Below are 19,662 nucleotides of genomic sequence, written 5' to 3' on the forward strand. Positions count from 1 at the left end.
ATTCAAAGTGAAAATTTCACCGCTTCCCGGAAAAGTAATATTCCATTTTTCGTTCTCACTGTAGTTCGCAGTTTATTCAATAAGCTCGTAGATTTTAGTTAGGTCGAAATCCATAATTGAATATGTGCTTTTAAGTTCTCCTTTAATTTCAGGTGAAAGGTTTGAATGTAGATATAAAGAATCTAAACCAACTTTTGAAGCACCTTCAATATCACATATAGAGTCATTACCAATCATAATACTATTTTTTACATCTAAATTATGTTTAGTAATTAGAGTATTATAAAATTTCATATCTGGTTTACAAACCTTATAATCGGCAGAAAAGAAAATATCATCAAAATATTTTTCAATTCCTAATAATTTCATTTCATAAAGAGTAAATATTCTTTGTGCATTAGATAGCAAATAAACTTTTTTACCTTTTTTCTTTAATAATTCTAATAGTTCAATTACATTATCATATAATTTTATATATTTTATAGATAAAGTTCTGAAAAGATGAGCAGTATCCATTATTAAATCATTAGAAGGCACAACTCCTTTATTTATGTAAAGTTTAGAAAAGATAGATTCAAGTGGAAAGTCAGGATAAGTAGTGTTATTTAAACTAGATAAAGTTATATTAACTAAAGCTTTATATGAGTTCTTAAGTTCAGTAGGTTCGTATATAGCACCTTTAAAGGAATAAAATAAAGATAGCTTGGACCAAAATTCTATATTTTCTTCATCTGTATTAATATCAACAAGTGTTCCATATAAATCAAAAATATAATTAGTATACATAAATTCTCCTTAGGTTTATAAAATTTTTTTTATTATACCATTATGATTACGAAAATAGAATAGGAGTTTCTTACAAAAAATATTTGCTAATAAAAGAACGATTTAAAGGGATGTGCATTAAAAATGACACATCCCTAATATATTGAGAGGAAAATGAGATAGCTAAACTAATTGGTTTTAAGTATATATTCAGTGTATGGAATATCTAACTCTGTAGAACTTATTATTTTTATATTATATGGTTCATTTACTTTACTTAAAATAGATTTTACATCATCAGAGATACTGCCTGTAGTTATAATTATTCCATTATTTATATTATCTGAAATCATAGCACCTAATAATTTTTCAATATGGAAAGGTGATATGGAGTCATTAAGAGAATATCTTTTACATTCAATATAAAACTTTTGAGAATCTTTTTCGCAAATAATATTTTTTCCACCATCTGGCCCTAAAGGAAGAAGAATAATATTAGAGAATCCTAGGGTTGATAAATATTCACTACACCAAATTTCAAATTCATGGGGGGTTAACCTATGAATTAAACTATAGAGTTGAGTATCGCTCTTAAAGTTTTTATATGATTTATAGTATGTAATAATTTTTTTTATTAATTTTCCCATTAAAGGAGCAAATAAGATTATTATGAAATAGCTATATATTGTATTTAATTTCATTCATTAAACCTTCTTTCATAATATAATAATTATGATTTCTTATTGATTTTGTAAGTTCATAACCATCAATAAGCTTAATTTCTATTCCGATATTTTGATTATTAAAATCATTAATGAATTCTATGGCTTTGTTAGAAAAAGTACTATTAGTAATAAGAATTCCCTTTTTACAATCATTAATAATTATTCTACCTAAAAAGCTTTGAACATCAGGTCTGTCAGTTAACTCCCATTTATCTTCATCTTTTGGAGTTTCACCTAGTAAATCATTTTGGATACAACTTATAAATACATTTTCATTGTTTAATGAAGATTTAAAATTAGTTAAACCACTATTTCCATTAGGAAGTAGTGTAATTTCTTTAAACCCTAATATATCAAGATAAATATTTATAATTTTTACAAATGTATCATAGTTATTCTTTTGTAAATCTTTTATGGATAATACTCCTGTTTTAATTTGTTTTTCAAATTCTTTTTTATTTAAAGCAAGAGTAGCTTTCTCTACATATGAAATTAAAAATTTTAATGAAAAAAGCAATAATATAATAAGTGGTAAAAGTTTTATAAATCCCATTAAAATCACCTCATTTCAATTATTAACAAAAATTGTATTATATATACATTAGATAGAAAATAAATTTTAGTAAAAAATATAAATAAATTTGTAATAAAAACGAAAATAATGTTTAAAATTAGGTGAAAAGATATTATAATTAATAGTAATAAGTAAATTCATTAAAAATCAATTGTTAATTGGAGGTAAATATGGGGATGGTAACAAGATGTTCAATTATTATTTATGATGATTTTGGAAATGTATTAATTGCAGAAAGAGGAAAAAGAAATGAAAGAACTTGGGGCATATTTGGAAAAGAGATAAAAGGAAAGGAAACTGAAGAAAAGTGCATTTGTAAGGCTATAGATAAGGATATTAAATGTACAGTATTCGATTTAAAACCTTTCAATGAGTATAATTTAGATAGTGAAGAAAAACTAAAGGTATTTACAGGATGTGTAAAGGAATATATAACATGTCATAAAAATATAAATAGTATAAAATGGATTGGAAAAAGAAATATTGAAGATTATAATTTTAATGATGAAGATAAAATGATATTAAGAGATTATTTTAAAGTTTAATATAGAATATTATTATAAAAACTAATGAAACAACTAAAGGGGATACTTAATGCTTTATAGGGTGATTATAAAAAGAGAAACAGCAAAGTACTTTATAGGTAAATCTTATGATAATAAGAGATATAAGATTGAAAAAAATGAATATAGCAAGAAACTAAGGGTTGGTAGTGATTCATATTTTTATGCTAGAAAAGAAGAGAAATTATTAAGTACTATTTTAGTTCCAATTTCTGATGAAGAAGCTGGAGTATTAGATATTGATAGCTCTATTTAAGACATACAAATTAGTTGAAAATGCAAAAGAAGAACAAGGATCAATATTTCTTGTTCTTCTTTTATGTGTTAAATAGATAAAAGGAGAGATTTAATGATTAAAAAGTTTATTTCATATTACAAACCTTACAGAGGATTATTTTTTGCAGATCTATTAGTTGCTACTATAGCAACCTTATGTAATTTAATATATCCAATGATGACAAGAACTTTAGTTAATGATGCTATTCCTAATAAACAGATAAAAGTTATAGGAATATTTGCCATTGTTTTAATGGTATTATATTTGATTAAGGCTGGATGTTGCTATTTTATGCAATATTTTGGGCACCTTGTTGGAGTTAGAATGCAAGGTGATATGAGACGAGATATGTTTGAACATCTTGAAAAGCTTCCAAACTCATATTTTGATAATACAAAAACTGGAGATTTAATGAGTAGAATGATAAATGATTTAATGGAGGTATCAGAACTTGCTCATCATGGACCAGAAGATTTATTTATTTCAATAATAATGTTTTTAGGATCATTTATAATATTATCTACTATAAATTTACCCCTTACAATTTTAATATTTGCATTTGTTCCTTTCATAGTAATATTTACTCTTAAGAAAAGAAAAAAGATGAATAAATGTTTTATGGAAACTAGAGTACATACATCTGCAATAAATTCAACACTAGAAAACTCAATTTCAGGAATAAGAATCTCAAAGGCATTTGTTGCAGAAGAGTATGAAAATGAAAAATTTAATAAAGGTAATAATAAGTTTAAAGAAGTAAGAAAAAATGCTTATAAAGTTATGGCAGAGTATTTTGCAGGTGTTAATTTTGGAGTAGATATATTAGATTATGTTGTATTAATAGCAGGTGGAATTTTTACATATTATAATGCTATTAATTTAGGAGATTTCTTAGCTTATATGTTATATGTTAAATTATTTACAGAGCCAATTAAAAAACTTATTAATTTTGTAGAGCAATATCAAAATGGAATGACTGGATTTAAAAGATTTATTGAAATTATGGATATTGAAGAAGAGAAAGAAAAAGATACAGCAGTGAATTTATCAAAAGTCAAGGGAAGCATAGATTTTGAAAATGTAAGTTTCAGTTACGAAAATGAAAAAATATTAGATAAAATTTCATTATCTATAGAAAAAGGAAAAATGTTAGCTTTAGTTGGGCCATCTGGTGGAGGTAAGACAACATTCTGTAATTTAATACCTAGATTTTATGATGTGGACAAAGGTGATATAAAAATAGATGGAAAGAGTATATATGATATTAAGTTAGATTCTTTAAGAAAAAATATCGGTATAGTACAACAGGAAGTATTTTTATATACTGGAACTATAAAAGAAAATATAAAATATGGAAAGCAAAATGCTAGTGATGAGGAAGTTATTGAGGCTGCAAAGAAGGCAAATATTCACGAATTTATAATGGGATTAAAAGATGGATACGATACTTATATTGGAGAGCGTGGAATAAAATTATCAGGTGGTCAAAAGCAAAGAATATCAATTGCTAGAGTATTTCTAAAAAATCCACCAATTTTAATATTAGATGAAGCAACATCAGCATTAGATAATGTAACTGAATATTTAATTCAAAAATCATTAGAAGAGCTTTGTAAGGATAGAACAACTATAGTTGTTGCTCATAGATTATCTACAATAAAAAATGCAGATGAAATAATAGTATTAACTGATAAAGGGATAGAAGAAAGAGGAAATCATAAAGAACTTATAGAGAGGGGTGGAATTTATAATAAACTAAACAGGTATGCAAAGGTTAATTAGGTAACTTTATCACAGAATTTTTAGGTTAAAAAAGGGTAAACTAAATATAAGGATAAAATTATTGACTAATAATCATTATCGCTGTACAATAAAACAAATAATATTTATAACCCCCTAAGGGGGTATAGGAGGAATTGTAATGGTTAAACATTTAAAAGAAAATGAATTTAATTCAGAAGTTATTGATTTTGATGGTATTAGTATAGTAGATTTCTGGGCTGAATGGTGTGGTCCTTGTAAGATGATAGGTCCTATATATGAAGAAGTTGCAGGAGAATTAACAAATGCTAAATTTACAAAGGTTAATGTAGATGAATGTCCTAATTTAGCAGGAAAATTTAGAGTTGCAAGTATACCAACAATAATGGTATTTAAAAATGGAGCACCAGTAGATACATTAGTTGGATTTATGCCAAAACCTCAATTAAAAGAAGCTATAGAAAAGCACTTATAATAGGAGAATACTATGGAAAGATATGATTTAGCCATAGTAGGTAGCGGTCCAGCAGGTTTATCAGCTGCTCTAAATGCAAAGATAAGAAATAAAAAATTTATTATTTTTGGAAGTAAGGATTTAAGTAATAAAATAATAAAAGCTCCTAAAATAAATAATTACTTAGGTTTTTATGGAATGAATGGAGCACAAATAAAAGATAAATTTGCAGAGCATATAGATCATATGGGAATAGAAATTACAGAGGAGAGAATTAATAATATCTATGCTATGGGTGATTACTTCACTTTAATGGTAAATGATAAAATGTATGAAGCTACAGCTGTAATTTTAGCTACTGGAATGGAATATACTAAACCTATTAAAGGTGAAATTGAATTACTAGGTAAAGGTGTAGGCTATTGTGCAACTTGTGATGCACCTCTTTATAGGGGAAAAACAGTTTCTATTATAGGATATAATAAAGAAGCTGAAGAAGAAGCTAATTATGTAAGTGAGCTTGCAGGAAAAGTCTATTATGTACCTATGTATAAAGGTGAATATGAAATAAGAGAAAATATAGAAATTGTTGATAAGAAACCATTAGAAATTATTGGGGAAAATAAAGTTTCATCATTAAAGCTTGATGGTTTAGACTTAGAAACAGATGGAGTATTTGTTCTTAAAGATAGTATTTCACCAGGACAATTAGTTCCAGGTCTTGAAATTGTTGATGGTCATATCAATGTTGACAGAGAAATGAAATGTAATATTCCTGGATGTTTTGCAGCAGGAGATTGTGTTGGTAAGCCATATCAATATATTAAGTCAGCTGGAGAAGGAAATATAGCTGCATTAAGTGCTGTAAGATATATAGATATAATGAAAAATAAATAGTTTTAAAAATAAGACATGTTGATATAAAAATCAACATGTCTTATTTTTAATTTTAAGTATTGTCAAGACTTGATTTAAGAATAAATACAAGTTATCATTAATTAGCACTAAAGATGAAGGATAGGTGAAGTATGTTGTTAGTTGTTGGTGGAATGATAGGATTAGGTAAAAGTTCAGTCGCTAAAATTCTAGGAGAACATTTCAATTCAGAAGTTTTTTATGAAAGTGTAGATGATAATCCACTTTTACCATTATTTTATAGTGAATCAGAAGAGGAAATACAAAGAAAAAGATATCCTTTCTTATTACAACTATATTTTTTAAATACTAGATTTAAGAGTATTAAAGAAGCATTAGTTAATGATAATAATGTTTTAGATAGATCAATATATGAGGATTGGTATTTTGCTAAGAAAAATATGGAGCTAGGTAGAATATCAGATTTAGAGATGAACATATATGAAAATTTATTAGGTAATATGATGGAAGAGTTAGAAGCGCTTCCTAAGAAAGCTCCTGATATTATGATATACCTTAAAGGATCTTTTGAAACTGTAATCAATAGAATTAATCTTAGAGGAAGAGAATTTGAAATTGATGATAGCTTAAAAGAATATTATAAATTCCTATGGGAAGGATATGATAATTGGGTTAATAATCATTATAATGCATCTGAGGTTTTAGTTATAGATATGAACGTTATGGATGTAGTTAATAATGAAGATGATAAGAAGAAACTAATTTCTATGGTAGAAGAAAAGTTAAAAGAAGTTAGAGGATAATAAAAAAAGAGAAGTTGATATTATATATTAACTTCTCTTTTTTTATTATTTAATTGAAGGAATTTACAGGAATATGTAGAATAAAAAGGTATAAAGGGTAGATAGGGAGGAGATAAAATGCAAGGAAAGACAAAAAAAATATTACTAGGAAGTATAGTTCTTTTAGTACTGATAATAGGAGTTGTATTATTTAATTTATATAATAATGGATTTAAATTTTATACATATACTACAGAAAACTATATAAAAGAACAAGTTGAAGGAATCATAAGTATGGATGACGGAAAAGATTATGAGGGTAAGATTGAAGAATTAGCAGTTAAAGAAATCAATGGATCATATTTAGGATTTTTCTGTATTAAAGATGGTGATGAAAATCAATGTGTTATTGCAAAGTATAAGGAAAGTTTTGATTTAGGAAATCATAAGGTATTAAATTTAGATAAGATAATCAAAAGTGGTAATTCAGTAGCTATGCTAGATTTATCAGAGTCAAAGGATAATGAGCTTATTATATTAATTTCAACAGATAAGGATATGTATGAAGGAATAAATATAGTTTCTTTAAATGATGATGAAGTTCTAGAAAATATTGGATTAATAGATGAAGGTATAGATACGTTTGGTGGAGAAGTTTTAAAAGATAATGTATACTTATTACAATATAATAGTGATGAACATAAAGAGATTGGAATAGAATTAGTAAAGAAGAGTGAAGAATAATTTTTCACTCTTCTTTTCTATTGAACTCTAAATAATTTATTAGAATTACTTAAATGAATTAAATGAAGCATCTGAAGGCATTCTCCAGTCACCACGAGGGCTAAGAGATATTGAACCAACTTTAGGTCCATCAGGTAATGCACTTCTCTTAAATTGTTGTGTAAAGAATCTATAAATAAACTTATCTAACCATTTTTCTATTTCTTCCTTAGAATAATCAGCTTTAAAAGCAGTTTCAGCTAAAAGTAATATTCTTTCTTTAGATGAACCATGTTTTATAAAATGATATAAGAAGAAATCGTGTAATTCATATGGACCAACAATATCTTCAGTTTTTTGAACAATATCACCTTTTTCGCCTTTAGGTAAAAGTTCAGGACTAACAGGTGTATCTAAAATATCTAACAATGTATGAGATACTTCTTGGTTAGATTCCTTTTCAGCAACATATTTTACTAAATATCTTACTAGTGTTTTTGGAATTGAAGGATTAACTGAATACATACTCATATGATCTCCATTGTAAGTACACCATCCAAGTGCTAATTCAGAAAGGTCACCTGTACCTATTAATAATCCACCTTCCTTATTAGCTAAGTCCATAAGAATTTGAGTTCTTTCTCTAGCTTGAACATTTTCATAAGTTACATCATGTATATCTTTATCATGACCAATATCTTTAAAGTGTTGAAGTGCAGCATCAACTATATTTATTTCTCTTAAATCAGTACCTAGTTCATTACATAGCGTTAAAGCATTATTATAAGTTCTATCTGTTGTTCCAAAACCAGGCATTGTAATTGTTATAATATTTTTATTATCAATACCTAGTAGTTTAAATGTTTTAACTACAACTAAAAGAGCAAGAGTGGAGTCAAGACCGCCAGAAATACCTATAACAGCTTTCTTTAGGTTAGTATGCTCTAAACGCTTTGCAAGAGCAGAAGCTTGTATGTTGAATATTTCCTTACATCTTTCTTCTCTTTCATGATCATTTGAAGGAACAAATGGGTGCTTATCAATATATCTATCAAAGTTTGTAATTTTAGTACTATTAAAGTTAAAGTTTATATATTGTGCTTTAAAAGGTACTATTTGTGATGATGCTCTATAGCTTAAATTTTTTAATCTTTCAGAATTAAGCTTAAATACATCAATACAAGATGTTATAACATCATTTTCTCTTTGGAATCTATTATTTTCTTTTAGTATAGAACCATTTTCACTAATTATTAAATGACCACTAAATAATAAGTCTGTAGTAGATTCATGAACTCCTGCAGATGAATAAATATATGAAGACATACATCTAGCACTTTGGTTAGAAACTAATGAAACTCTATAATCTTTTTTACTTACTAGTTCATTAGAAGCTGAAAGGTTACCAATTATATTAGCACCTAGTAATGAAAGATAAGAGCTAGGAGGTATTGTAACCCAAAGGTCTTCACAAATTTCAATACCAAACTTATAATCACCAGCACAGAAAATTAAATTTGTTCCAAAAGGAATATTTTCTTGGAAGGATAGTGTTAAGCTTTCATCTATTAGCATAGCAGCTTCAGTAAACCATCTTTTTTCATAAAATTCACTATAGTTTGGAATATATGATTTTGGCACTATACCAAGAATCTTTCCATCAAAAATAATACATGCACAATTATATAGAACATTATTATGTACTAATGGACAACCAACAGCTATTAGCATGTCTTTGTTACGGCTTTCTTCACAAATTATTTTTAGACCATCAATAGCTTTACTTAAAAGTGATGAAGTTAAAAATAAATCACCACAAGTATAAGAAGTAATTGATAGTTCTGGAAAAACTACAAATTTAACTTCTTGCTTATAAGATTCTTTTATACAAGAACATATATTTTCAACGTTATAAAGAACATCTGAAACTCTTGTTTTAGGACAAGCAGATCCTACTTTAATAAAATCCATAATATCATCTCCGTTACATTATATAAATTTAGTATTGTATTAGAAGGCTAATAAAATACATATAACTAAATAATAAAAGGAAAACCTTAGAAAATCAATGAATTTAGAGAAAGAAAGAAGGATAAACTTTTTAAAAGGTATAAATTAACCTATTTAAATGTAAAAAATAACTTGCAAAATAATTATTTATATATTATAATAAGTTTATAGTTAGTGCTTGGTTATGAACATTTAAACTATAAAAAAAGAAATATATGGTATATAATTAAGCTATATAAGTTGTTAATGAGTAATTTTATTAATAACTTAAAATAATATTGAAAGGGGGAAGAGTTAATGGTTGAGGTAATTATTTGGATTCTAGTTGCTATTTTTGTAATTGCTATTGACATTGTTACAAGTAGTTTTATATTTATGTGGTTCTCAATTGGAGCTTTAGTTGCTATAATACTTTCTTTATTAGGATTATCAGTTACATGGCAAATCATAGCATTTTTAGTTGTAGGTGTTGCAACCGTTTCTATTGGTTATCCTTGGGCAAAAAAGAAATTTAAAGCTGATGTAAATCAATTACCAACTATGGAACAAACATATATTGGTAAGGTGATGGTAGCAAATGAAGATATGGGGGAAACATCAAAGATAAAAGTAAGTGGTATTTATTGGACTGCTTATAATAAAGGTAAAGTTATTGAAAAAGGACAAGAATATATCATTACAGGTATAGAAGGAAACAAATTAATTGTAAATTTAAAGGAGGATTAATATGTCAGGATTAATATTTTTAATAGCATTATTAGTTATTATTCTATTAGTGTTATTATCATCTATTAAAGTAGTAAATACAGGGTATTTATATGTAGTAGAAAGGTTAGGTCAATTCCATAGAATTTTAGAGCCAGGTTGGCATTTTGTAATTCCAGGTGTAGACTTTGTAAGAAAAAAGGTATCAACTAAACAACAAATTTTAGACGTACCACCACAATCAGTTATTACTAAAGATAATGTTAAGATTTCTGTTGATAATGTTATTTTCTATAAGATGCTTAATGCAAAGGATGCAGTTTATAATATTGAAGATTATAAATCAGGTATAGTTTACTCTGCAACAACTAATATAAGAAATATTTTAGGTAATATGACACTTGATGAAGTACTAGCAGGAAGAGATAGTATTAATCAATCATTATTAGGTATTATTGATGAAGTAACAGATGCTTATGGTATTAAGGTACTATCAGTTGAAATTAAAAACATAATTCCACCAGCTGAAATACAACAAGCAATGGAAAAACAAATGAAGGCTGAAAGAGATAAGAGAGCTATGATTCTTCAAGCAGAAGGTTTAAGACAATCTCAAATAGAAAAGGCTGAAGGGGAAAAACAATCTAAAATTCTTGCAGCTGAAGCTGAAAAACAAGCTAATATTAGAAGAGCAGAAGGTTTAAAAGAATCTCAATTACTAGAAGCAGAAGGTAAAGCAAAGGCTATAGAGCAAATTGCTATGGCAGAATCTGATGCTATCAGAAAAGTAAACTCAGCTATTATTGAATCAGGAACTAATGAAACAGTTATAGCATTAAAACAAGTTGAAGCTCTTAAAGAAATGGCTAACAACCCAGCTAATAAGCTTATATTACCAAATGAAACTTTATCATCACTTGGTAGCATAGCAGCTATTGGTGAAATGCTTAAAGGTAGTAAAGAATAAATAAAAAAATAAGATAATGCTAGAATATAGCATTATCTTATTTTTATTTATTCCCTTATTATTTTATAAAGTGAGTCATCTTTTGGTAAAATATTTTCTAATGAAGTATTAGTATATATATTTAATTCATGAAGAGCTCTTGTGCAAGCTGTATAGAATAAATGTTTATCTTCATTAGATAAATAATTTTCACCATCGGCTAATATAACACCATCAAATTCTAGTCCTTTTGCTAAATAAGATGAAATTACATTAACTCCAATTTTAAATTCACATTTATCGCTAATAATTAAGTTAACATCTGAATTTATTTCTTTTAAAGAGTAATATAAGTTTTCACAGTTTTCTTTATTTTTACAAATAATAGCTATAGATTTAAATCCTTTATTTTTCATTTCATTAATTTTTTCAGATATTTTTAAAGTTAAGTTTTCATTTACCATATAAATAGTAGGATTATCACCAATTCTATCAACAGCTTCTATAGGCTCATGAGTGTCTAATATATCCTTAGTAAAGTTTGTTATATTACCAGTTGAACGATAGCTCTTAGTTAATACTACAGTTTTAACATCATTAAATACATCAGTAATACTATTTCTACTTTTTACATTAGAATGTTTATCAATTCTTTGGTTTAAATCACCCATAATAGTTAATGAAGCATTTGGGAATGATTTTTTTATTATTTCATAGAATAATGGGCTATAATCTTGACATTCATCTACAAGAACATGCTTCATATTACCATAGCTTCTAAAGCCTTCTAAAGCAGCTCTGATATAAATTATTGGTGTAATATCTTCATATTTAACTTCATTGCTATTTAAAGAATTTAATGTAATTTCTTTTACTGAAGTTAAATCTACATTAGTATATCTTTTTATATTATTCCAAAGTAATTTATATATAGCAACACTATCTAATGTGCTAAGCATAGCATCAACTTGAATATCAACTTGATTTTTACAGTAATCATAGAAAGTTTTTTTATCTTCTACATAATCAAAGTGTGAATTATCCTTTGATGATAAATATTTATTTTCTACTTGAGAGAATAAGCTTTGTTTAACAACTTCAATTCTATTTAAGAATGGAATATCTTTAAATCTTTCAAATATAGTTTTTTCAACAGATTTTCTACTTACTATTTGATTACCTTCAATTGTAATAGGTGTTATATTTGTTATAAGTCTTGGAATATCTACTATAAATTTATTTAAAGTATCCATAAAGTCTGTAGTGTTTTTATATTCCATAGATTTACTTCTTAATTTAAACTCATCTTTATCAGTATGATTAGAATAAATATAATCTAAGTGATCATTTTTATTTTCATACAAATAATTAGATGGTAAAAATCTTTTTGAATAAAGTTCGAAAGTAGTTTGACGAATATTACTTTCTCCAAGTTCAGGTAATACATCAGAGATGTATTCAGCAAAAACTTCATTAGGACTAAATATTAAAATATTTTCTGCACTTAAATTCTTTCTATGCTTATATAAAAGGTAAGCAGATCTATGTAAGGCTATAGATGTTTTACCAGATCCAGCTGCACCTTGTATAAATAGTACTTTGCTATCGTCACTTCTAATAATATCATTTTGTTCCTTTTGAATAGAAGCAACTATATTTTTCATTTTATCTGTAGCATTACCACTTAACATTGAAGTTAAAGCTTCATCACAAAGACTTTCATTAGAATTATGCATAAATACTATTTCACCATTTCTAATGTTATATTGTCTTGTAAATTCGATATGACCTTCTATTCTTCTAACTGGTGCATCATAATATGCAGGACCAGCTTCGAAGTCATAAAACATATTAGCAACAGGTGAACGCCAGTCAAATACAAAAATATCAAAATTATCTTCATCTTCTACTGTAGATAAACCAATATAAAAGCTTTCTGTTTCTTCTCCATCTTCTTTAAAGTCTAATCTTGCAAAGTATGGGGTTGAAAGTTGCTTTTCTAAAGTTCTAATTCTTGATATTTTCTTTGAATGTAGCTGTTCATTTAAAGCCACTTGTCCACAGTTTTCATTTATTTCAACTTCATCAAGTTCGTTTCTATTATCCCATAAAAACTTTCTATGCTTTATTATTTCTTTATCTTGTTCAGCGCTTGAAACACCATAAATTTTTAATAAATCATTTATTTTTTCAATTGTATTATTTAAATAAATTTTTTCATCAGATAGTTCTTTTCCGATTATCATTTTATCTTCTCCTTAAAATAATGGTCATTAAATTTTAATTGTTATAAGAGAATGTGTCAAGTGGAGAAGAGATAAATTTAAATTTCCTATATAGAAATTTCAGTAAGAAATTAAAAAAAATAAATATAACTTAAGAATAAAAGTATATCAATGAGGATAAAATAATAATAACCTTTTAGGTTACGTAGGATTTATTGTCGCAAGATTTATCTTGCGGCGATTTTTTTTAGTTTTTCATATAAAATAACAAGAAATTGCTTAAATATATAATAAAGTTGCGATTGCGTTGACCAAAATACTTAGATTTGTTAGCATAAAGACAAATGGAAGTATATAACAAATATATAGAAATAGAAAAAGATTAATTGTAAGAAGAATTGCTATACTTATTAAGAAGAATTAAATATAAGGAGGGATATTTTATATTAAGAAACTAAAATTTGATGAAATAAAGTGGGGGAATTTTATGAGAAAAAGAGGAAAAAGAATTTTAGCTACAATGATAGCTACTATGATGGTAACATCGCTATATCAAACAACCTTTGCAGAGAAAAGAGCCGATGGAATCTATGAAGTTGATGAAAATGATTTCAGGTTGTGGTATACAAAACCAGCTTCTAAGGGTGCAGCAAATCTTACTGAGGATAATATGTGGCAAGAGTATACTTTACCTATAGGAAATGGTGATATTGGAGGAAATGTATACGGAGAAATTATTAATGAACGTATAACATTTAATGAAAAGACGCTTTGGACAGGTGGACCAAGTGAAGGCCGCCCAAAGTATAATGGTGGTAATGTAGAGGTTGCTAGTGATGGTAGAGCAATGTATGAGGTATTACAAGAAATTAGAGAGTTATTTGCACTTCATACAGCAGAGGGAAATGCTAAAGCTAGTGCCTTATGTAATCAATTAGTTGGTACTAGTAATGGTTATGGAGCTTATCAAGCTTGGGGGGAAATAAATCTTAACTTTAAAGGAATTAATGAAAGTAATGTTACAAACTATGTTAGAGATTTAGATTTAAAAACTGCAATTTCATCTGTAAACTATACTGAAGGAAACACAGAATATACTAGAGAATATTTTGTAAGTCATCCTGATGATGTTATGGCTATAAGAGTTGAAGCAGAGGGAGATGAAAAGCTTAACTTTGATGTAAGTTTCCCATCTAAACAAGGTGCAACAACAATAGTAGAAGATGATACTATTACATTAAAAGGACAAGTATCTGATAATCAATTAAAATATAATTCACAATTAAAAGTTATAAGTGATAATGGAAATATCATTGAAGGTAATAATAAGTTAACAATAGAAGAAGCAACTTCAGTAACAATTTATATATCAGCAGCTACTGATTATAAAAATGATTATCCTGTTTATCGTACAGGAGAAAGTGATGAAGAGCTAGATATAAGAGTTTCTAATGTCATTGAAGCTTTAAATAATAAAACTTATGATGAGGTAAAAGCAGAGCATGTATCTGATTATAAAAGTATTTTTGATAGGGTAAACTTGAATTTAGGACAAGCATTGTCTAATATTCCAACAGATGAACTTTTAAGTGGATATGGTAATAATACAGTATCTGAAGAAGCTAGAAGAGCACTTGAGGTAATGTTCTTCCAATATGGAAGGTATTTAACTATTTCATCTTCAAGAGAAGATTCACAACTTCCAGCTAACTTACAAGGAGTTTGGAATAATAAGAATGATCCTGCGTGGAGTTCAGATTATCATATGAATGTAAATCTTCAAATGAATTATTGGCCAACTTATTCTACAAATATGGCTGAATGTGCTACTCCATTAGTTAATTATATTGAATCATTAAGAGAGCCAGGACGTGAAACAGCAAGAATTTATGCTGGTGTAGAAAGTGCTAAGGATGAAAATGGAGAATATGTAGAACAAAATGGATTTATGGCTCATACTCAAAACACTCCATTTGGATGGACTTGTCCAGGGTGGAGCTTTGACTGGGGATGGTCTCCAGCAGCAGTGCCATGGATATTACAAAATGTTTGGGAAATGTATGAATATACTGGTGATGTTGAGTATATGAGAAATGTTATTTACCCAATAATGAAAGAAGAAGTAAATTTATATGAAAATATGTTAGTATGGGATGAAGTTCAACAAAGAATGGTTTCTTCACCAACTTATTCTCCAGAGCATGGACCAAGAACAGTTGGTAACACATATGAACAAACATTAATATGGCAATTATATGATGACACAATTACAGCTGCAGAAAAATTAGGTGTAGATTTAGATTTAGTTGAAGGATGGAAAGATACTCAATCTAAATTAGATCCAATTCAAATTGGTGATGATGGTCAAATTAAAGAATGGTATGAAGAAACTACTTTAAATAGTATTCCAAGTGAAGGATATGGACATAGACATATGTCTCACCTTTTAGGATTATTCCCTGGAGATTCTATTTCAGTTGAAACACCAGAATTATTAGATGCTGCTTTAGTATCATTAAATAATAGAACAGATGTATCTACTGGATGGGGAATGGGACAAAGAATTAATACTTGGGCTAGAGCTGGTCAAGGTAACAAAGCTTATGAATTAATAACTAAGCAATTAAAGAGAGTTGGAACAGGACAAGCCAGTGGTGGTGGAACTTATTCTAACCTTTGGGATGCACATCCACCTTTCCAAATCGATGGTAACTTTGGAGCAACAGCTGGAATATCTGAAATGTTAATGCAAAGCAACATGGGATATATAAACTTCTTACCTGCACTTCCAGATGTATGGTCTAATGGTTCATATGATGGTTTACTTGCAAGAGGTAATTTTGAAGTTGGAGCTAAGTGGGAAAATGGAAAAGCATACGAATTAACTGTTACATCTAAAAATGGTGGAGAAGCGGTAGTTAAATATGCTGGATTAAATCTTGCTAAAGTAACTAACTCTAAGGGAGAAAATATAGAATTTACAATAGTTGAAGAAGATAAGATTTCATTTAATACAGAAATAAATGAGACTTACACTATAACTGAAATTCCAGGAAGAGAAGAACTTTCAGATGCACCTACTGGATTAACTGCAGAGAGAATAGAAAGTAATTCTGTAAACTTAGAATGGAATGCTATAGAAGGTGATGATGTTACTTATAATGTATATCGCCAAATTGGCAATGGTGATGTTATAACTGTAGCAAAAAATATTCAAGAAGTAAGCTTTAAGGATACTCATGCAAAAGATATATTAGGTTCATTTAGTTATATGGTTTCTGCAAATATCAGTGGAAAAGAAACAAAGGTATCTGGAGCTGTAAAAGTAAATGATTTAAGAAATATGGCTGGATATATTGATGATAGAGATTCACGTATTGTTTACTCTGGTAACTGGGGTGATTGGAGCGAGGCTGTAAATCATGCTGGAACAATTAAGTATATTGAAGATCCAGTTGGAACTGAAACAGCTACACTAACATTTGTGGGTACAGGAATAGAAGTTATTACTTGTACAAATGCTGATAGAGGTAAGTTTGAAATAAGCATTGATGGAAAAGTTATAGGTGAGGTTGATACTTATAGTCCATCAACAGTAAGAAAAGTAACTATATTCTCTAAAGATGATTTAGAATATGGTAAGCATACAATTACAGTTAGAGCAACTAACACTAAATCAGAAGCAGCAAGAAAAACAAAAGTAGAGCTTGATGCATTTAAAGTATTAGATTCAACAAGTCAAAAACCAACTTCAGTTTCAGTTGGAACTAAGTCTGGAATAACAACTATAAGCAAAGAAAATAGTTCAGTTCAAATGGTTGCTACAGTGCTTCCAAGTGAAATAAGCAATAAGGAAGTAACGTGGTCAGTAAATGACTCTACTATTGCAACTATTGATGAAAATGGAGTATTAACAACTAAAAAAGTTAATGGAACTGTTACAGTAACAGCTACTTCAAAAGAAGATGCTTCTATAAGTGGTTCAATTGATATAAAGGTAGTACTTCCAACAGTAGCATCTGAAGAAATTATAGTTGAAGATGGATATATGGATAATACTAAAAATCCTGATATAACATGGGGTGGAAACTGGTCAGTTTGGGCTGGTGAAGCAGATAGACACCATGGTGGAACTAAAACAGAAGCTACTACAGGTTCAACAGTAACTTATACATTTACTGGAACAGGAATAGAAGTTTACTCTCAAAAGCACTCAAACTTCTCAAGCTTTGATATTTCAATAGATGGAGAAGATAAAGGAAACTTCTCATTAGCAGGAAGTGGTACTGGTGATGATCAACAATTAGTTGCAGCATTTAAGGAGTTAGAAAATGGTGAACACACTATTGTTATGACTGCTGTAGATAGGGGTGGAAAAACTCAAGTTAACTTAGATTATTTTAAAGTATTTAAAGCAATTACTAGTAATGTAGTTGATAAGTCAGAATTACAAACAGAAATAGAATCACATAGTAATAAAGCTGAAGCTAATTATACAGCAGAAACATGGAACCAGTTTAAAGCTGCATACGATAACGCTGTAGCAGTTATGAATAATGATGATGCAACAGTTGAAAATGTAACAAGTTCTTTAGCAGCGCTTAGAGAAAAAGCAAATGGATTAGTTGCTCAAGAAGCACAAGGACCAGTAATTCCAGATAGTGCTAAGATTGAAGCAATTGGAGTTGAAAGCAAGACATTAGTTCTTACATGGACTTCAATAGATGGAGCATCAATTTATGAAGTTTATGAAGGTGAAACTAAAATTGGTGAGACAGTTAATAATTACTATAGAGTTAATGACTTAACTGCAGATACTGAATATAATTTTACTGTTAAAGCTGTAAATGAGGCTGGAAAATCAACAGCATTTGAATCTATAACTGTAAAAACAGAATTAGCTGTAGATACAGAAAGACCAAGCAATATAGAGGAAATATCTGTAGAGGCTACTTCAAAAACAAGTGCTGAAATTTCATGGAGTGAAGCAACTGATAATGTTGGCGTAGTTGGATATAAGGTTTATGTAAATGGAGCTCTTAAAGATAAGGTAGATGGATTAAACTATACACTTGAAGGATTAGAAGAAGGTGCTAAATATACAGTTAAAGTAGTTGCTATAGATGCAGCAGGAAATACTTCATTAGTACCTATAAGCGTAAGCTTTGTAATTGGAGATGAAGAGGTTCCACCAACAGAAACTGTTGATAAATCAGAATTACAAGCTGTAGTTGATAGTGCAGAGCTTTTAATTAAAGATGATTACACAGCAGAAACTTGGGCTAATTTAGAATCAGCATTAGAAAAAGCTAATATAGTTTTAGTTAATGAAGATGCAACTAATGAAGATGTTGCAACTGCAAAAGCTGAATTAGAGGAAGCTATTAAAGCTTTAGAAGAAAAAGAAGAAGATACTGAAAATGTATTTAAGATGCATTTAACAATAGCTGTAGAAGAGGCTGAAAAAGTATCGGAAGCTGATCTTGAAAATGTTGTACCTGCAGTTGTTAAAGAATTTAAAGCTGCACTTGCTGAAGCTAAAGAATTATTAGTAAATAATAAGGCTACTCAAGAAGAAGTAAATGCATCATTTGATAGATTAAGCAAAGTAATGCAAATGTTATCTTTTAATAAGGGAGATAAAACTCAATTAGTAAGTTTAATAGAAAAAATTGAAGCTTTAGATTCAAGTAAATATATAGCAAAAACTTGGGAAAGTTTAGCTACAGTTTTAGAAGCGTCAAAAGCAGTAGTTGCTGATGAAAATGCTTTAGAAGAAGAAGTTGCAAAATCTTATGAAGGATTATTAAGAGAATTCTTAAAATTAAGATTAAAACCAAATAAGGATGCTTTAAATGATTTAATCAATAAAGCACAATCTCTAGATTCTAGCAAGTATACAAGAGAAAGCTGGAGAGCAGTTGAAAAAGCAGTAGAAGAAGCAGATAAAGTAATGAAAAATGAAGATGCAACAGAGAAGGAAATTGCAAAAGCTGAAGAAAATTTAAAGAGTGCAATTTCGGATTTGAAAATAGCATCAAATGATACTACAAATAGTGAAACTAATAATGGAAGCAATAACAAAGATGATGATAAAACAACATCAAATTCAAAGCTTCCAAAGACAGGTGGAACAAATACTGTTTATATATTAATAGTAGGTGCTATTTTAGTTATTGCAGGTGGAGCATTTATGTTCACTAGAAAGAAGAAATCTGATAATTCATTAAAATAATTAAATAATAAAATTTAAAAGAGAGGTTGTATCAAAATAAA

The 19,662-nt window shown here is 28.2% G+C and carries 15 protein-coding genes; 10 read left to right on the forward strand and 5 right to left on the reverse strand.

Features of this window, described 5'->3' with window-relative positions:
• Positions 1–72: 72 nt before the first annotated feature.
• From HCG76_RS11415 to HCG76_RS11425, 3 genes are all read right to left on the reverse strand, one after another.
• Positions 73–786 carry an HAD family hydrolase gene (locus tag HCG76_RS11415; protein WP_221700530.1) on the reverse strand — a complete coding sequence of 238 codons (714 nt, stop codon included), beginning with the start codon at positions 784–786 and terminating at the stop codon, positions 73–75.
• Positions 787–953: 167 nt separating this feature from the next.
• A complete protein-coding gene (locus tag HCG76_RS11420) occupies positions 954–1,466 on the reverse strand; it encodes a restriction endonuclease (RefSeq protein ID WP_221700529.1) in 513 nt (170 codons plus the stop codon).
• Positions 1,444–2,043, reverse strand: coding sequence for a restriction endonuclease (locus tag HCG76_RS11425; RefSeq protein WP_221700528.1), 600 nt, complete (start codon positions 2,041–2,043; stop codon positions 1,444–1,446). Before HCG76_RS11425 ends, HCG76_RS11420 begins: the two co-directional genes overlap by 23 nt.
• A gap of 191 nt (positions 2,044–2,234) precedes the next feature.
• Here HCG76_RS11425 and HCG76_RS11430 point away from each other — a divergent pair, with 191 nt between their 5' ends.
• The 7 genes from HCG76_RS11430 to HCG76_RS11460 all read left to right on the forward strand — a co-directional run bounded on the left by HCG76_RS11430 (position 2,235) and on the right by HCG76_RS11460 (position 7,521).
• Entirely contained in the window at positions 2,235–2,609 is a 375-nt protein-coding gene (locus HCG76_RS11430) for a DNA mismatch repair protein MutT (RefSeq protein ID WP_221700527.1), read from the forward strand.
• 49 nt (positions 2,610–2,658) lie between these two features.
• Positions 2,659–2,883 carry a hypothetical protein gene (locus HCG76_RS11435; protein ID WP_221700526.1) on the forward strand — a complete coding sequence of 75 codons (225 nt, stop codon included), beginning with the start codon at positions 2,659–2,661 and terminating at the stop codon, positions 2,881–2,883.
• 93 nt (positions 2,884–2,976) lie between these two features.
• On the forward strand, positions 2,977–4,686 hold the full coding sequence (locus tag HCG76_RS11440; protein ID WP_221700525.1) for an ABC transporter ATP-binding protein: 1,710 nt from the start codon (positions 2,977–2,979) through the stop codon (positions 4,684–4,686).
• 139 nt (positions 4,687–4,825) lie between these two features.
• Positions 4,826–5,140, forward strand: coding sequence for a thioredoxin (gene trxA, locus HCG76_RS11445; protein ID WP_221700524.1), 315 nt, complete (start codon positions 4,826–4,828; stop codon positions 5,138–5,140).
• A 12-nt stretch (positions 5,141–5,152) separates the two neighbouring features.
• Positions 5,153–6,016, forward strand: coding sequence for an NAD(P)/FAD-dependent oxidoreductase (locus tag HCG76_RS11450; RefSeq protein ID WP_221700523.1), 864 nt, complete (start codon positions 5,153–5,155; stop codon positions 6,014–6,016).
• 131 nt (positions 6,017–6,147) lie between these two features.
• A complete protein-coding gene (locus HCG76_RS11455; RefSeq protein ID WP_221700522.1) occupies positions 6,148–6,798 on the forward strand; it encodes a deoxynucleoside kinase in 651 nt (216 codons plus the stop codon).
• 117 nt (positions 6,799–6,915) lie between these two features.
• On the forward strand, positions 6,916–7,521 hold the full coding sequence (locus HCG76_RS11460; protein ID WP_221700521.1) for a hypothetical protein: 606 nt from the start codon (positions 6,916–6,918) through the stop codon (positions 7,519–7,521).
• Between the two features lie 45 nt (positions 7,522–7,566).
• Here HCG76_RS11460 and HCG76_RS11465 read toward each other — a convergent pair whose 3' ends face one another.
• Complete coding sequence (locus HCG76_RS11465) at positions 7,567–9,471, reverse strand: NAD(+) synthase (RefSeq protein WP_221700520.1); 1,905 nt, start codon at positions 9,469–9,471, stop codon at positions 7,567–7,569.
• A 336-nt stretch (positions 9,472–9,807) separates the two neighbouring features.
• Here HCG76_RS11465 and HCG76_RS11470 point away from each other — a divergent pair, with 336 nt between their 5' ends.
• Positions 9,808–10,236, forward strand: a complete 429-nt coding sequence (locus HCG76_RS11470) for an NfeD family protein (RefSeq protein WP_221700519.1) — start codon at positions 9,808–9,810, stop codon at positions 10,234–10,236.
• 1 nt (position 10,237) lies between these two features.
• Positions 10,238–11,182 (forward strand): SPFH domain-containing protein, encoded by a 945-nt coding sequence (locus tag HCG76_RS11475; protein ID WP_221700518.1) that lies wholly within the window; start codon positions 10,238–10,240, stop codon positions 11,180–11,182.
• A gap of 47 nt (positions 11,183–11,229) precedes the next feature.
• Here HCG76_RS11475 and HCG76_RS11480 read toward each other — a convergent pair whose 3' ends face one another.
• The gene (locus HCG76_RS11480; protein ID WP_221700517.1) at positions 11,230–13,407 is read right to left on the reverse strand and encodes a HelD family protein; all 2,178 of its coding nucleotides are present in this window, start codon (positions 13,405–13,407) and stop codon (positions 11,230–11,232) included.
• 466 nt (positions 13,408–13,873) lie between these two features.
• Here HCG76_RS11480 and HCG76_RS11485 point away from each other — a divergent pair, with 466 nt between their 5' ends.
• Entirely contained in the window at positions 13,874–19,621 is a 5,748-nt protein-coding gene (locus HCG76_RS11485; protein ID WP_221700516.1) for a glycosyl hydrolase family 95 catalytic domain-containing protein, read from the forward strand.
• The last annotated feature ends 41 nt before the right edge of the window (positions 19,622–19,662 follow it).

The organism is Clostridium sp. K13, from assembly GCF_019734195.1.
Lineage (GTDB): Bacteria > Bacillota > Clostridia > Clostridiales > Clostridiaceae > Clostridium.

What these genes read in the sequence shown, in the direction of transcription:
- HCG76_RS11475 (WP_221700518.1), top strand. Translation starts at nt 10,238, where the DNA reads ATGTCAGGATTAATATTTTTAATAGCATTATTAGTTATTATTCTATTA.
- HCG76_RS11470 (WP_221700519.1), top strand. Translation starts at nt 9,808, where the DNA reads ATGGTTGAGGTAATTATTTGGATTCTAGTTGCTATTTTTGTAATTGCT.
- HCG76_RS11455 (WP_221700522.1), top strand. Translation starts at nt 6,148, where the DNA reads ATGTTGTTAGTTGTTGGTGGAATGATAGGATTAGGTAAAAGTTCAGTC.
- HCG76_RS11480 (WP_221700517.1), bottom strand. Translation starts at nt 13,407, where the DNA reads ATGATAATCGGAAAAGAACTATCTGATGAAAAAATTTATTTAAATAAT.
- HCG76_RS11435 (WP_221700526.1), top strand. Translation starts at nt 2,659, where the DNA reads ATGCTTTATAGGGTGATTATAAAAAGAGAAACAGCAAAGTACTTTATA.
- HCG76_RS11450 (WP_221700523.1), top strand. Translation starts at nt 5,153, where the DNA reads ATGGAAAGATATGATTTAGCCATAGTAGGTAGCGGTCCAGCAGGTTTA.
- HCG76_RS11430 (WP_221700527.1), top strand. Translation starts at nt 2,235, where the DNA reads ATGGGGATGGTAACAAGATGTTCAATTATTATTTATGATGATTTTGGA.
- HCG76_RS11415 (WP_221700530.1), bottom strand. Translation starts at nt 786, where the DNA reads ATGTATACTAATTATATTTTTGATTTATATGGAACACTTGTTGATATT.
- HCG76_RS11460 (WP_221700521.1), top strand. Translation starts at nt 6,916, where the DNA reads ATGCAAGGAAAGACAAAAAAAATATTACTAGGAAGTATAGTTCTTTTA.
- HCG76_RS11485 (WP_221700516.1), top strand. Translation starts at nt 13,874, where the DNA reads ATGAGAAAAAGAGGAAAAAGAATTTTAGCTACAATGATAGCTACTATG.
- HCG76_RS11465 (WP_221700520.1), bottom strand. Translation starts at nt 9,471, where the DNA reads ATGGATTTTATTAAAGTAGGATCTGCTTGTCCTAAAACAAGAGTTTCA.
- HCG76_RS11425 (WP_221700528.1), bottom strand. Translation starts at nt 2,043, where the DNA reads ATGGGATTTATAAAACTTTTACCACTTATTATATTATTGCTTTTTTCA.
- HCG76_RS11440 (WP_221700525.1), top strand. Translation starts at nt 2,977, where the DNA reads ATGATTAAAAAGTTTATTTCATATTACAAACCTTACAGAGGATTATTT.
- trxA (WP_221700524.1), top strand. Translation starts at nt 4,826, where the DNA reads ATGGTTAAACATTTAAAAGAAAATGAATTTAATTCAGAAGTTATTGAT.
- HCG76_RS11420 (WP_221700529.1), bottom strand. Translation starts at nt 1,466, where the DNA reads ATGAAATTAAATACAATATATAGCTATTTCATAATAATCTTATTTGCT.